The organism is Chlorogloeopsis fritschii PCC 6912 (genome assembly GCF_000317285.1).
Classification (GTDB): Bacteria; Cyanobacteriota; Cyanobacteriia; order Cyanobacteriales; family Nostocaceae; genus Chlorogloeopsis; species Chlorogloeopsis fritschii.
Map to the genome: position 1 here is coordinate 1 of NZ_AJLN01000035.1, position 14,524 is coordinate 14,524.

Annotated in this window: 10 protein-coding genes; 5 read left to right on the plus strand and 5 right to left on the minus strand. The window is 41.5% G+C overall.

Translation table 11 applies throughout. The features are described 5' to 3' along the window. The first annotated feature begins 752 nt into the window (after positions 1-752). Positions 753-4,328, plus strand: a complete 3,576-nt coding sequence (nifJ, locus tag UYC_RS0101995) for a pyruvate:ferredoxin (flavodoxin) oxidoreductase (RefSeq protein WP_016872961.1) — start codon at positions 753-755, stop codon at positions 4,326-4,328. Between the two features lie 69 nt (positions 4,329-4,397). On the opposite strand, the gene UYC_RS0102000 is transcribed toward nifJ, so the two are convergent. After that, positions 4,398-4,772, minus strand: a complete 375-nt coding sequence (locus UYC_RS0102000; RefSeq protein ID WP_016872962.1) for a DUF433 domain-containing protein — start codon at positions 4,770-4,772, stop codon at positions 4,398-4,400. Between the two features lie 242 nt (positions 4,773-5,014). Beyond that, entirely contained in the window at positions 5,015-7,015 is a 2,001-nt protein-coding gene (locus tag UYC_RS0102005) for a protein-arginine deiminase family protein (protein ID WP_016872963.1), read from the minus strand. 416 nt (positions 7,016-7,431) lie between these two features. Here UYC_RS0102005 and UYC_RS0102010 point away from each other — a divergent pair, with 416 nt between their 5' ends. Together UYC_RS0102010 and UYC_RS0102015 are read left to right on the plus strand one after the other, a co-directional pair. Further along, the gene (locus UYC_RS0102010) at positions 7,432-8,232 is read left to right on the plus strand and encodes an SDR family NAD(P)-dependent oxidoreductase (RefSeq protein WP_016872964.1); all 801 of its coding nucleotides are present in this window, start codon (positions 7,432-7,434) and stop codon (positions 8,230-8,232) included. Beyond that, positions 8,229-9,155 carry an alpha/beta hydrolase gene (locus tag UYC_RS0102015; RefSeq protein ID WP_016872965.1) on the plus strand — a complete coding sequence of 309 codons (927 nt, stop codon included), beginning with the start codon at positions 8,229-8,231 and terminating at the stop codon, positions 9,153-9,155. The genes UYC_RS0102010 and UYC_RS0102015 overlap by 4 nt, the downstream gene beginning before the upstream one ends. Before the next feature lie 110 nt (positions 9,156-9,265). Here the strand turns inward: UYC_RS0102015 and UYC_RS0102025 are convergent, their stop codons facing one another. Further along, a complete protein-coding gene (locus UYC_RS0102025; protein WP_235082864.1) occupies positions 9,266-9,547 on the minus strand; it encodes a hypothetical protein in 282 nt (93 codons plus the stop codon). Positions 9,548-10,137: 590 nt separating this feature from the next. Here UYC_RS0102025 and UYC_RS0102030 point away from each other — a divergent pair. Next, complete coding sequence (locus UYC_RS0102030) at positions 10,138-10,983, plus strand: SPFH domain-containing protein (protein WP_016872968.1); 846 nt, start codon at positions 10,138-10,140, stop codon at positions 10,981-10,983. A 14-nt stretch (positions 10,984-10,997) separates the two neighbouring features. Here the strand turns inward: UYC_RS0102030 and folP are convergent, their stop codons facing one another. Together folP and tpiA are read right to left on the minus strand one after the other, a co-directional pair. Continuing rightward, positions 10,998-11,846, minus strand: a complete 849-nt coding sequence (gene folP / locus UYC_RS0102035; RefSeq protein WP_026087328.1) for a dihydropteroate synthase — start codon at positions 11,844-11,846, stop codon at positions 10,998-11,000. Positions 11,847-11,949: 103 nt separating this feature from the next. Further along, positions 11,950-12,675, minus strand: coding sequence for a triose-phosphate isomerase (gene tpiA / locus UYC_RS0102040; protein WP_071588411.1), 726 nt, complete (start codon positions 12,673-12,675; stop codon positions 11,950-11,952). Between the two features lie 305 nt (positions 12,676-12,980). Between tpiA and UYC_RS0102050 the strand changes: the two genes are divergently transcribed. Next, the gene (locus UYC_RS0102050) at positions 12,981-14,459 is read left to right on the plus strand and encodes a GTP-binding protein (RefSeq protein ID WP_016872972.1); all 1,479 of its coding nucleotides are present in this window, start codon (positions 12,981-12,983) and stop codon (positions 14,457-14,459) included. Positions 14,460-14,524 lie beyond the last annotated feature (65 nt).

Below are 14,524 nucleotides of genomic sequence, written 5' to 3' on the forward strand. Positions count from 1 at the left end.
TAAGTTATCTGGTAACAAAATATTCACTTACTAAATTATAATAATGCTTACATTAGAAAGTGTTACATCAAAACAGTGTGTTAAACTACCTTTATATACTCTACAAACTTAAGATTGAGTTTCAATATTTTTTAAGTAAGTGTCATTATTGAAGTTTCACTAGATAAGCAATATTCTACATCTAGAAAATTTGTAAATGTACATCTGTTAGCAAATCCCGTACCTATACCCCAAAAAAATATTAAAACTTCTGAAAATCCTAGCTAGCAGTGGTTTTCTTGCTTGAGTACAACGTTAATAGTTATTAATTAAAGCAGGTTGGTGGGTGAGATAATCTACTTGAGACCCAAATAGCCTGTAGATTGTAATTGTACCAAAGCAATTGCAATCTTTCAATATTATTTCTACCTATGCTTATGATAAGACGCCACATTGATGATTTCTAGTTGTTGCTAATTATCCTCTTAAAGAAGGTAGATAGAAGCTACCATGATGGTACAAATATAACTCTGAATTAAGGTTGATTTAACATATAATAGCCTATTTTGAGTTAATCTTTCTGGTAGCTATGTTCTTAATTCTACCTTTTTAATTCTGCCTTTTATACCAGGCGCTTTAATAGAAATAAAAGGCAAAGCTAGAAAAAATATAACGCGTCTGGGCACAAAGGATTTTAATTATTTATGCCTTTAATTGCTAATTAGGAACGTCGCGATCGCGGCATTTGGGGAAGCTGTCAGGAGAATTAATGTATGAACAAAACCTTTGCAACTATCGATGGAAATGAAGCTGTAGCCCGTGTTGCTTATCGCTTAAGTGAAGTTGTAGCCATTTATCCGATCACCCCTTCTTCTGCAATGGGTGAATGGGCAGATACTTGGGCAGCACAAGAATCTCCTAACTTATGGGGTACAGTTCCGAGTGTAATCGAGATGCAGAGTGAAGGTGGAGCCGCTGCTGCTGTGCATGGAGCATTACAAACAGGTTCTCTGACAACAACCTTCACCTCATCCCAGGGATTATTGTTGATGATTCCCAACCTGTACAAAATTGCTGGCGAGTTGACTAGCTTTGTCCTTCATGTTGCAGCACGCTCCCTGGCTACTCACGCTTTGTCGATTTTCGGCGATCACAGTGACGTAATGGCAGCCCGTGCCACTGGCTTTGCTCTACTGTGTTCTGCTTCAGTACAGGAAGCTCACGATTTTGCGCTAATTGCCCAAGCCGCTACTCTCAAAGCGCGAGTGCCATTTATGCACTTTTTTGATGGGTTTCGCACCTCTCACGAAATTCAGAAAGTCCAATTGCTACAAGATAGCGATTTGCGATCGCTTATTGATGAAGAATTAGTACTTGCCCACCGCTCCCGTGCTTTAACGCCCGATCGCCCAGTTTTGCGGGGAACTGCTCAAAACCCTGATGTTTACTTCCAAGGGCGGGAACGAGTTAACCCTTTTTATGATGCCTGCCCTGAAATTGTCCAGCAAGTTATGGATGAATTTGGAGAATCCACGGGACGGCATTACCAAATTTATGAATATCATGGGGCAAAGGATGCCGATCGCGTCATTGTTCTCATGGGTTCTGGCTGCGAAACGGTACATGAAACCGTAGATTACCTCAATGCTCGCGGCGAAAAGGTAGGCGTGCTCAAAGTTCGACTTTATCGCCCCTTTGATACCAAAAACTTTGTAGAAGCTTTGCCCGATACTACAAAGGCGATCGCTGTTTTGGATCGCACCAAAGAACCCGGTAGCGCTGGAGAACCGTTGTACCTGGATGTAGTAACAGCTATGCATGAAGTGTGTAGCGAGCGAGGCAGTGGCAGAAGAACCTCTCCTATAATTATCGGTGGTCGTTATGGTCTTTCTTCTAAAGAATTTACCCCGGCAATGGTGCGGGCTATCTTTGATAACCTGGCACAAGAAAAACCGAAAAACCACTTTACTATTGGAATTAATGACGACTTAAGTCATACTTCCTTAAGTTTCGACTTGAACTTCTCAACGGAACCCGATAACGTTGTTCGAGCCATGTTCTACGGGTTGGGTTCCGATGGCACCGTCAGCGCAAATAAAAATTCCATCAAGATTATCGGTGAAGAAACAGACAATTACGCCCAAGGTTACTTTGTCTACGATTCCAAGAAATCTGGCTCGATGACTGTTTCTCACCTCCGCTTCGGCTCTCAGCCAATTCGCTCCACCTATTTAATTGAACAAGCAAACTTCATCGGCTGCCATCAATGGACATTTATAGAACGCGTTGATGTTCTTAAGGCAGCTGTGCCTGGAGCAATATTCCTGTTAAATAGTCCCTACGATGCTGATACCGTTTGGAAGTATTTACCAGCCGAAGTACAGCAGCAGATTATCAAAAAGAAATTAAAATTTTACGTTATTGATGCTAACAAAGTTGCCCGTGAAAGTGGCATGGGCAGACGAATTAATACAATTATGCAAGTCTGCTTCTTTACTCTTGCGGGAGTGCTGCCAGAAGAAGAAGCGATCGCTAAAATTAAACAAACTATTGAAAAAACTTACGGTAAAAAAGGCGTAGAAGTCATCCGCATGAACTTGCAAGCGGTAGACAACACCCTTAGTAATTTACATAAAGTAGATATACCCAGTAACGTTTACAGCAAAAAATACAAACATCCCTTTGTTTCTAAGAATGCGCCACAATTCGTCCGCGAAGTTCTAGGTAAAATCATGGCGTGGCAGGGGGATGAATTACCTGTGAGTGCTTTCCCTGCTGATGGTACTTATCCGACTGGAACTTCTCGGTGGGAAAAACGCAATGTCGCACAGGAAATTCCTGTTTGGGAGCCAGATATCTGCGTACAGTGCAGCAAGTGTGTTATGGTTTGTCCCCACGGTGCGATTCGCTCTAAAGTTTATCCACCAGATTGGTTAGCGAATGCTCCTGTAAATTTCAAGTCAACCAATGCCAAGGATAAAGACTTTGCCGGGCAGAAATTTACTATTCAAGTAGCATCAGAAGACTGCACGGGGTGCGGTATCTGCGTTGATATTTGCCCAGTTAGAAATAAAGCCCAGCCAGAAAGAAAGGCGATTAATATGAAACCCCAGTTGCCTTTGCGGGAGCAAGAGCGGGAAAACTGGAATTTCTTTTTGAATTTACCAAATCCTGACCGACGCAAACTAAAACTCAACCAAATTCGCCAACAACAACTGCAAGAACCATTATTTGAATTTTCCGGTGCTTGTGCTGGTTGTGGTGAAACACCTTATTTAAAATTACTGACACAACTATTTGGCGATCGCGCGGTAATTGCCAATGCCACAGGCTGCTCTTCGATTTACGGTGGAAACTTGCCTACAACTCCTTGGACAAAAAATGCTCAAGGTAAAGGCCCGGCATGGTCTAATAGTTTATTTGAAGATAATGCTGAATTTGGCTTTGGTTTTCGCTTATCTTTGGACAAACAAGCTGAATATGCTGCTGAACTTTTGCAGGAATTGAGTAGTGAGGTTGGCAATAACTTAGTTCAGTCTATTCTTAGTGCTGCACAAAAAACTGAAGCAGATATCTATGCACAACGCGAACGAATTGCTCTTCTTAAACAACGTGTAGATGAACTTATAGTAGAAGAAGACGCGGAGAAAATAAGAAAACTAAAATCTTTAAAATCTTTAGCTGATTATCTTGTTAAAAAAAGTGTTTGGATTGTCGGTGGTGACGGTTGGGCGTATGATATTGACTTTGGCGGACTAGATCACGTGCTTGCTAGTAGTCGTAATGTCAACGTCTTGGTGATGGATACCGAAGTTTATTCTAATACTGGTGGTCAAGCTTCCAAATCAACTCCACGGGCAGCAGTTGCCAAATTTGCCTCCAGTGGTAAGCCTGCTGCCAAAAAAGATTTAGGATTAATCGCGATGAGCTACGGTAATATTTACGTGGCGAGTGTAGCATTAGGCGCACGAGATGACCAGACTTTGAAAGCATTTTTAGAAGCTGAAGCCTATGACGGCCCATCGTTAATTATTGCCTACAGCCATTGCATCGCCCACGGCATCAACATGACAACAGCAATGAGTAACCAAAAGGCATTGGTAGAATCAGGGCGCTGGTTACTATATCGATATAATCCTGAGTTGCAAACACAAGGTAAAAATCCTTTGCAATTAGATATGTCATCGCCCAAGCAACCAGTTCTAGAGTCAATGTATCAAGAAAATCGCTTCCAAATGCTGGCTAAGAGCAAACCTGAACTTGCCAAGCACTTATTGCAAGCAGCGCAAGCTGAAGTTGATGCGCGTTGGCAGTTGTATGAGTATTTGGCAGCTAGGAAAATAGAATAATACAGAATATGACTGCTATGGCTGCGATCGCTCGATACTAAAACACCTCATTGTGGTCAATCAGAAAGTTCATGCCTTCGACTCAAGTTTGGCTTTCGCCGCCTGAAGTTTTGCTCGGATAGCTTCTGTACCTGGTTTCGGAGGTTTTGCCGCTATACGGGCAAATAGCTCGCGATTTTGTTCTTCCCAGTACTGTCGGAGTTCTTCTGCTTCCTCAAGGACAGTTTGATACTCTGCTTCAACCTCTGTACGATGCGCCTCAATGTAAGCCAAAGCAGCATCTATTTGCTCATCCGTAAGGCTTAAAATGTTGCGGATAAATTTGGGTGGATACTGTGCTGTCACATAATCCATTACGTCATACAGAGTAATGCGAGTACCTGCGATCGTAAGTCCGCGTTCTGTGCGAATGATAGCAGCTTTGTGATTGGATGCCAGAGTCATAGCTGTAGCCTATTGAAAGCTAACTTCATACTACCCTACGCAAAAAAATAAGGTAAAAATATCTTGCAGTGGGAATAATTTTCCCCACACCCTAGTTTTGGCGTTGCTGAATCGCGCTATGAATCCGGATGCCCAGACGCGATATATCGCGTCTGGTACAAGGGTTTTGGCATTATGCAAAATTAATTTCATACATTAAATCAGCAACGCCCTAGTTTTGGTCAAATTGGAATTAGCCCTCTCTAAAAGAATGTCGGCTCAATTTCCCACCATTTTTGGGCAAAAGGTTGTCGAGATGCATTAGTACCACAATGAATTTCCCCTCCTCCTCGAAAATAAGGCTCCCAATCATCGATAAAGTGACAAACTAAACCCAAAGGTTCTAAAATTTCTTTAACATATGCTTCAAATTGACATTGATTGTTAACCTTAGGGCCAAATGGTTTGGGAATAGCAAGATGCTGATTGAAAACAATCATATTAACCATATTGGGGAAAAAAGTTTCTGCTCGCCCATCACCTTTGCCATTATCTTGAAATAAAGCAGGGATATCAATAATGTCTTCTTCACCTAAGTCTAATTCCTGTTTCAAAACCTCTCGATTCCAATTAATGTGTTCTTGAAAGCGCTGGTTTTGATCGGCTAAGTCTTGATCGTCGAGAATATCTGTCACACTAATATCAGCAGGTTTGCCATAAAGTCGCTTTCCTTGCCGCAATAATACCTGAGAATGTCCTTCATCTCGTAAGCGTTGGAGAAGCTCATAACACTTGGCAGTGCTAGCGAGAAGTAGTTTGAAACCTTTAAGATTAGGAGCAGGAACAAAGGTCATAAATTCATCTATATGACCTACACTAAGCCAGTCAGAAAAAATTTCAAAGGGGGCTTGAATTTTTTGGGCATAGAGAAAGTCTCGCAAGACTCTTAACATTCGACGCGGCTCTTGAATAATTTCTTTACGCGCCCCCCCAAATATTAAACGACCGAAGGGATAATTAACACCTTTTACGGTTACTGGTGGAGAAACTTCTAGATTTCCAAAAGAGTCTAATTTTGTGGGTTCATGGCGGCTTCTACGGGTTACATAACCAAAGTCAATTCCTAATAGTTTGCGTTTGACGAAGTGAATTAATCCACGATCGCGTGGCGAATCAAGTACTACGTGCATTAGGTGCCCTGGAGCTTGAGTGTAACCAATTTCAATTTCGTCTCGCATCCAAGGATCGTCCTGATGAAACTCAAAAGGAACAGGCTCTAGTTGCGCGTTGGCTTTACCAACAACTTTTCTCAGTTCTTCAATAAATTCTTCGTTACGTCCGTCAGATAAACGAGAAACAAAGACAGTGGTTGGAGATAAAGTATTAGGAGTCATCATCCAAGGAGCAACTCGAAAAACCACGCGATCGCTGTAGATGGTTTTTCCTTTTTTCTCCAGAGTTAAATTTATTTCAACCATGCCATCGAAGTCAAAATCAGGATAAGCTAGTCCCTCAATAGCCAAGATAATATCTTGGTCAGTATTTCTAATTTTTGCTTTTGTGTTTTCAGGGCCAATTAACTCATAGCCACTTCTATCTAATTCGTCATAAATGCGAATGCGTTTGGCGGTGTCTTGGTTAACTGATAAGCACAGTTCGCATCCAGAAGGTAAATCTCTTAAACCAACTTTGCGAACAATCATAAAGCTAAAATCTTTTAGATCCAGCAGACCTTTAATATAGTTATCTCCGCCATCGTATTCATCAGCAGAATGAACAAAATCGCGATCGCTATTTACTAATAAGACTGCACCATGACCATTAATTCCCCATTGCCAATCCCCTTTATGAGGATTATTTTCGTCAATAATTCCATCTCGATCTGCATCCACATCTAAACAAATCCGCAGAGAAGTTAGTTGGATTTGAAATTGACTCAACTCACGACCATTATCATCTTCAAAGGTTATTTGTAAAGAACGGTCTTTTTGGCGATCGCTAAAGGTTCTTGTTATAAGGGTAATCTCCGGAACTTGCTGGAGAGGAATCTGTGTTTGTGTAGCAATGGGTTGGTTTACGCTAGAATAAACTTCTATTTCTCCCCGGATTTTGAAACTAACAATTGCATCCTCAGCAGGCGCAAGATTTTTTAGGGAGACTTGCAGTGGTTGACCGACAACTAGAATATCTTCATAGTCTCGGCTTTTTTCTTTAGAGCGTGAGTAAAGGTCATTGGATGTTTCAATTTGTAATAAACTTCTCATAAATTTGTAAAATTAGAGATTTTGTGAGTTTTCTAGTTTTTCAGAACTTATTTCGGAGTCATATCATACCTAATTAGGAAGTTTTTTACCTCTATCAAACAGTTTATTTATTCACATCAAAACTCCTACCAAGCACCTGGAGGCACAGCCTCGAAACCCTCGTTACCAGGTTTAGCCTGGTAACGAGAAACCTGGTAACGAGAAACCCCCTTGAAAAGGGAGGCAAAACGCGGTTAATTTTCCCCCTTTTTAAGGGGGAGCTAACCTTAACTGAACGGCATTGTCTTAAACAGTACGATCGCCTTCCAAAATTGAATATTCTTATATTTACTTTACAAATTACGTAATTAGTATTTTTTAGGTTATAACGAGGTTCATCAATCCAAGAATTTAAATAAAAAAGAAGTTTCTGTTTTATGAACAAAACAGACTATTTAGGCATGGGAAAAACTGCACTCATTACCGGAGCATCTGGAGGAATTGGCTATGAATTAGCTAAGTTATTTGCACTCGATGGTTACAATCTAGTGCTAGTTGCTAGAAGTGAAGAAAAGCTAAAGAAAATTGCCAAGGAATTCACAGAAAAATCGAATATAAAAGTTGAAATTATTGTTAAGGATTTATCTGTACCAACAACTCCCACAGAGATTTTTACAGAACTACAACAAGCTGGAATCAAAGTAGATGTACTAGTAAATAATGCTGGCTTTGGTTCCTATGGCTTCTTTCACGAAACTGACCTTAAATCAGAATTAGAATTGCTACAAGTAAATGTGGTTAGTCTCACCCATTTAACTAAATTATTTCTTAAAGATATGGTGCAGCAAGGCTATGGCAAAGTCTTGAATGTTTCCTCTGGGGCTGCCTTTCAACCAGGGCCGCTCATGGCAGTTTATTACGCAACAAAAGCCTATGTCTTGTCGTTTTCGGAAGCGATCGCTAATGAATTAGAAGGTACAGGTGTTACTGTAACAGCATTGTGTCCGGGGCCGACAGAATCTAGTTTTCAACAAAGGGCTGCTATGGAGCAATCCAAACTATTTACTAGCCAGAAAAGTATGGATGCAGAAACTGTAGCTAAGATAGGCTATCGCGGCTTGATGTCTAACAAAACAGTTGTGATTCCTGGCTGGAAAAACAAGTTACTTGCTGAAGCTGTCAGATTTACACCAAGAAAAATGGTAGTAAAAATCACGCGGAGCATGAATAGTAAATGAATATATTTATCTGGCTGATTGTTATAGTTTTGTTGGTATTCGTTTTAGCGATCGCCAACTCAGCGCGGTTAGTAATTGCACCAAAGCGGCAACGGCTGTGGACTAATCCCAAGCAAGAATTAGGGTTAAGCTATGAAGATGTGGAGTTTCCGGCTCTGGATGGAATACGTCTCAAAGGCTGGTTTATTCCTGCTAAGTCAACTCCATCTGCCGTGGCGATCGTTTTACATGGCTGGCCTTGGAATCGGATAGGTACAAAAGCTAACGATTTCCTCGGAGACTTGCCAGGAAGTAAGCCAATTAACCTGTTTCCCTTAACCAAAGCATTGCACGAGCAGAACTATAACGTGCTAATGTTTGACTTGAGCAATTTTGGTGAGAGTGCAGCCAGGATTCCAGTTACCTATGGCTTATTTGAAAAACATGACTTGTTGGGAGCTATCCGCTACGTCAAAAGCCGAACTGAAGTAGATCCGAATCGGATCGTCACTGTCGGGTTTTCGATGGGAGGCAACACCGTAGTGTATACACTGCCCGAAACCACAGACATTAAAGCTGCTGTTGCTGTACAGCCCAATACCTCATCGCTGTTCGGAGAACGCTATCGTACCGATAAATACGGTGTCATAGGTAAACTAATTAACATCCCTATTGAAATTCTTTATCGTTTATTCGGTGCTCCCAAAACTGCTTATCTCCAACCTGTCTACGCCGCTTTTGGAGCGCGCAATACTCCTGTACTTTATGTCCAAGGAACAGGTGATAAATGGGGTAGTGTTGCTGATGTAGCCAGTATGGTAGCAGCCACGCCCAACGCTGTAGAACCCCTTTATCCTGAGACAGATCATCGTTTTGGTGCTTATCAATATGTAGTAGATTACCCAGAGCAGGTGCTAACTTTCTTTAAGGAATGTCTGGGTTAAGCAAGATAGCGTTACTGAATGTAGAGACGCGATATATCGCGTCTCTACAAGCAAAGGGGTTTGGCATTATACAAAATTATTTTCACGCCATGAAATCAGCAACGCCTAATTTATAAAATTTGCGGACAAGAACCAAACTTTTCCAACAGTTTATTAACTATTTCTTGGTTTGCAGATTTCCAAATCTCGCTAATATGTGTCTGCAACCAGATAGAATTAACAGCTATATTCTGATGATATCTGCACGTTAAAACCCTGTCTTCGGGAGGTTCTACTTTTATAAGGTGAGCGAGATTGTCGCATTTTTCGGTTCCTCGTTCCCAGCCTCTGGGAGTAAGATGCCACTCAACCCATTCGCTGCGATGAGAGAGAATAACAGATTTGGTGAGCATATATTCCTCCTTTTTGAAAATAGCAATCTGCTTAAAAATTTTCGTTTGTGAGGGTAGAGCGATCGTACTTAGCTTTAGTACTGGATGCTCTGTAAGAACTTGATCCACGTTCCAAAGGTTAGAGTATGTACATCAAGGCGTTATGGAAAAATGCAGCATAACATCTATTTTTGTAGTTTTCCCGCACCCACATCAGTTAAGTAATCATAACTCACTCCGAGATTGTACGAGATTATAAGTATAATTAGGTGCTTTAGAGTAAAGTTAATAGTGCTTTAATACCGATATTTCTTAATTCACATCTTGCACCAGTTGCTTGATTGCTATTTTTGTAGGGTGGGCACTGCCTAACTTTCCTCAAACCCTTATTTTTACGTTGTGGAGAGTGCCCACCTTACTATTAAAATAGTGCTTTAATATCGATATTTCTTAACACAATGTCCGCATCTTCGATATTCGCTAAACAGTCTTGCCTAAGTGCGCTGCTTGTGATAAGAACATTACACATTCCACCCACTAGACTGAAAGGTAGGACAAAGTAGAATTGAGTCCGTAAAGTAAATTTCCCAAAAGCTTAATTAGGAGCATACATGGAGCCAATCATTGCTATAGTCTTAGTGCTTTTAGGCTATGCCTTAGGATCTGCAAAACTTGTTAGTCAAGGGAATGAAGCCCTCGTAGAACGTTTGGGACGGTATCATCGCAAACTTAGACCAGGACTTAACTTTATTGTTCCTTTGGTAGATCAAATTGTGATGGAAGATACTACGCGGGAGCAAGTTTTAGATATCAAACCGCAAAATGTAATTACTAAAGATAACATTTATCTGGAAGTAGATGCAGTGGTCTACTGGCGCATCGTCGATATCGAAAAAAGCTTTTATCAAATTGACGATTTACAACAAGGGCTGAATAATTTGGCGACAACCACACTCCGAGAAGTTATTGCCCAGAATACTTTGGAAGAAACTAATGCTTCTAGAGCAGAGATGAATAAAGCCTTGTTGGATGAATTGAATCAGACTACTACAACATGGGGGATTAATGTTCTGCGAGTAGATATTCAGAGAATTACACCGCCCGAAAGCGTGCGCAAGTCTATGGAAGAACAGCGAGCAGCAGAAATTAAAAGCCGCGCTGCTATTTTAGAAGCTGAAGGAGAACGACAAGCCGCGATTAAGAAAGCTGAAGGAACTAAGACTTCGATGCAGATTATTGCTGAGGCATTACGCACTAGTCCTGAAAGCAAGGAAATTTTGCGCTACCTCGTTGCTCAAGACTACATTAATGCTAGCTACAGACTAGGTGAAAGCGAAAATGCCAAAGTAGTCTTTGTAGATCCAGGCAAAAGTGGTGATTTGATGAAAGAGGTGATTGCCGAGGCAGCAACTAAAGAAAATGGTAACGGCAAGCCATCTGAGCATGGTTCTACCTAGTCAGAAAGCAGGATTTATGAGGACTGTCGGAAAATGGCATCTGCAACTAAGCAGACATCCCGCATTTCGTGAACATCGTGAACTCGGAGAATATCAGCTCCTGTAAAGATAGCAGCACAACACGCCGCTGCCGTTCCCCATACTCGTGCTTTTGGATCTGGTTGATCTAAAATGCGACCAATAAAACTTTTACGGGATGGCCCCACTAAAATCGGACAGTTGAGTTTTCGTAATTCTGGCAAGCGGCGAAAAATTTCTAAATTCTGCTCGTAGTTCTTGGCAAAGCCGATACCTGGATCGATAATAATTTTTTCTGAATCAATACCCGCAGCAGTCGCTGCCGCAATTTGCCGAGCCAAAAAATTAGAAATTTCCTCCATCAAATTTTGATAGTCTGTGATCTTTTGCATAGTCTGCGGATTACCACGGATATGCATGATAATAATTGGCACGTTTAATTTTGCTACAGCTGGTAGCATTTCCGGGTCAAATGTGCCTCCAGATATATCATTAACTATATCTGCACCTACTTGAATAGCAGCTTTTGCTACCTCTGCCCGCGTTGTGTCTACAGAAATTGGTAAAGTGATTTTTTGACGTAGTAGTTGTATTACTGGTAAAACACGATCAAGCTCTTCGCTAACAGTAATTTGTTCTGCTCCTGGTCGTGTCGATTGACCGCCCACATCAATAATATCTGCACCAGCAGCTTGCAGTGCTTGCGCTTGGGCTAAAGCAGCAGCAGTAGAGTGAAATTCACCACCATCACTGAAACTATCGGGTGTGACGTTCAAAACACCCATCAAATAAGTTCGTCGTCCCCATTCAAAAGTGCGATCGCGAATTGTTAAATTGCTTGGCATGGCAAAATTTTTAGGGTTAGAAAAACCACTAAGACTCAAAGGAAACATCAATGATATTTAGCCTTCGTGCCTTTGTGCCTTAATGGTTCCAATTGTTGATAATCTATTTGTAATTCACAATCCGGGCGAAACTACTAGGCTCAAGGCTTGCTCCTCCCACTAGAACGCCATCGATTTCTGGTTGAGCCATGATTTCATCAATATTATTCGGCTTTACTGAACCGCCATATTGAATTGTCATATTGGGGTTTTTTAATTGGCTGCGAATTAAACCAATGACTCGATTGGCTTCAGTGGCTTCACAAGTGTCACCAGTACCGATCGCCCAAATCGGTTCGTAGGCAATTACCAAATTGCTTTGATCTATGTCTACTAAATCTTTTTCCAACTGGTTAGAAATCAGTGCTTCCGTTTCCCCTGCATCTCGTTGTTGTTTAGTTTCACCTACACACAGGATCGGAATTAAACCATTCTTTTGAGCTGCCTTCAGACGCCAATTCACAGTTTGATCCGTTTCTCCAAAATATTGTCGTCTTTCGCTATGACCGACAACTACATAACGCACCCCAATTTCTTGTAACATCGGCCCGGAAATTTCACCCGTGTAGGCTCCACAGTCTTCCCAGTGAACGTTTTGCGCTCCTAGTTGTACGCGGCTACCATGCAAACTTTTGGACAAAACATTTAAATCAGTGAATGGAACACACAATACCACTTCTCTGTCTTGTGGGGTTTCTTCTAAAGTAGGCAGAAATCCCGTTAAAAACTCTTGGGATTCTGCCTGGGTTTTGAACATTTTCCAGTTTCCAGCAATTACTATTTTTCGCACAGGTGATTTTGTCAAGTCAGTACTATACTTAATGCATTTTTCACTCTAGATCATTTTGGACACTTGTTTGTAGTTAGTCATTAGTCATTGGTCATTGGTTGTTTGTTACTCCTTGTCCCCTTGTCCCCTTGTCTCCCTTTCTCCTTGTCCCCTTGTCCCCTTTTCTCCCCTTCTCCGTGTCCCTTTGTCCCCTTGTCTCCCTTGTCCCCGCCTCCCCTCTCCCAATTTGTTGCTAAAAATTACTAGGATTGAAAAGGACATTAATCTCAAAATTTAAAAGCCAAAATCTTAAATTCAAATTTGTTATGACTTCGATATTGCCCCTGCCCGATCCCGATCAGAGCGCTGCGTCCAAAACGGATACAAATTCCCTTAATTGGGAGAAGGAACTAGATAATGCCATTTTCAGCTTTGAAGATATTCAGGCAGAACTCAACTATAAACAGGCACAAACGGCGTTGCAAAATTTGGTAGCAAGTTTTGACCTCACTCCTGAAGAAGAAGCAGGGCTAGAGATAGAAATCGGCGATTTAGAAACCATGTTGGGCAAGTTAGACCGCATGGTAGTACAAATTGCTGCTTTTGGTATGGTAGGGCGGGGCAAGTCTTCTCTGTTGAATGCTTTAGTAGGGCAAACAGTGTTTGAAACGGGGCCATTGCACGGTGTTACCCGCACTGCCCAGCGAGTGAATTGGACTATCACTGAGGAAGCTGTTGGCGAAACAGAACGCGCCTTAAGAGTTACTTTACCTGGAGTTGGTCACTCGCAAGTAGAATTGATTGATACTCCGGGGTTAGACGAAGTTGATGGTGAAACTCGTGCTGCTTTGGCAGAGCAAGTAGCAAAACAAGCAGATTTAATTTTGTTTGTTATTGCCGGCGATATGACAAAAGTCGAACACGAAGCCCTTTCTCAACTACGGGAAGCGGGTAAACCAATATTGCTCGTGTTTAACAAAGTCGATCAGTATCCAGAAGCCGATCGCATGGCAATTTATCAAAAAATTCGGGATGAGCGGGTGCGAGAGTTACTTTCTCCTGATGAAATTGTGATGGCAGCAGCATCACCGCTAGTCAAGACAGTAGTTTATCGTGCTGATGGTACTAGAGGCTTGCAAATGCGTCAGGGTAAAGCCCAAATGGAGGAACTGAAGCTGAAAATTTTGGAGATTCTCCACCGTGAAGGAAAAGCCCTAGTCGCTTTGAACACCATGCTCTATGCTGACAACGTGAATGAGCAATTGGTGCAGCGCAAGTTGGCAATTCGGGAGAATGCTGCCAATGAGTTAATTTGGAAGGCGGTAATGACTAAAGCTTGTGCGATCGCTCTCAATCCTCTAACTGTCGTCGATATTCTGAGCGGTGCAGTCATTGATGTTGTTTTAATTCTGGGTTTATCTAAACTCTACGGTATTCCCATGACAGAAACAGGCGCTGTTAAATTGCTGCAAAAAATCGCTCTGGGTATGGGCGGTATTAGTGCCAGCGAACTTTTAGCAAATTTTGGCTTAAGTTCTCTAAAAACTTTATTTGGCATCTCTGCACCCGCAACTGGTGGTGCTTCTCTTGCTCCTTATCTATCGGTAGCGCTAACACAAGCTGCAGTAAGTGGTGTTTCTTCTTATGGAATTGGACAAGTAACCAAAGCTTATTTAGCTAATGGAGCAACTTGGGGGCCAGAAGGGCCAAAAGCAGTAATTAACAAAATTTTAGCAACGCTAGATGAAAAGTCAATTCTCAATCGAATTAAAGATGAATTACGAACAAAAATTAAGAGATTTTAGATGTTTTATTCTAGGGTTAGATATTGATAAAAGCTGTATTAAAAATCAAAAATAACTTACAGAAC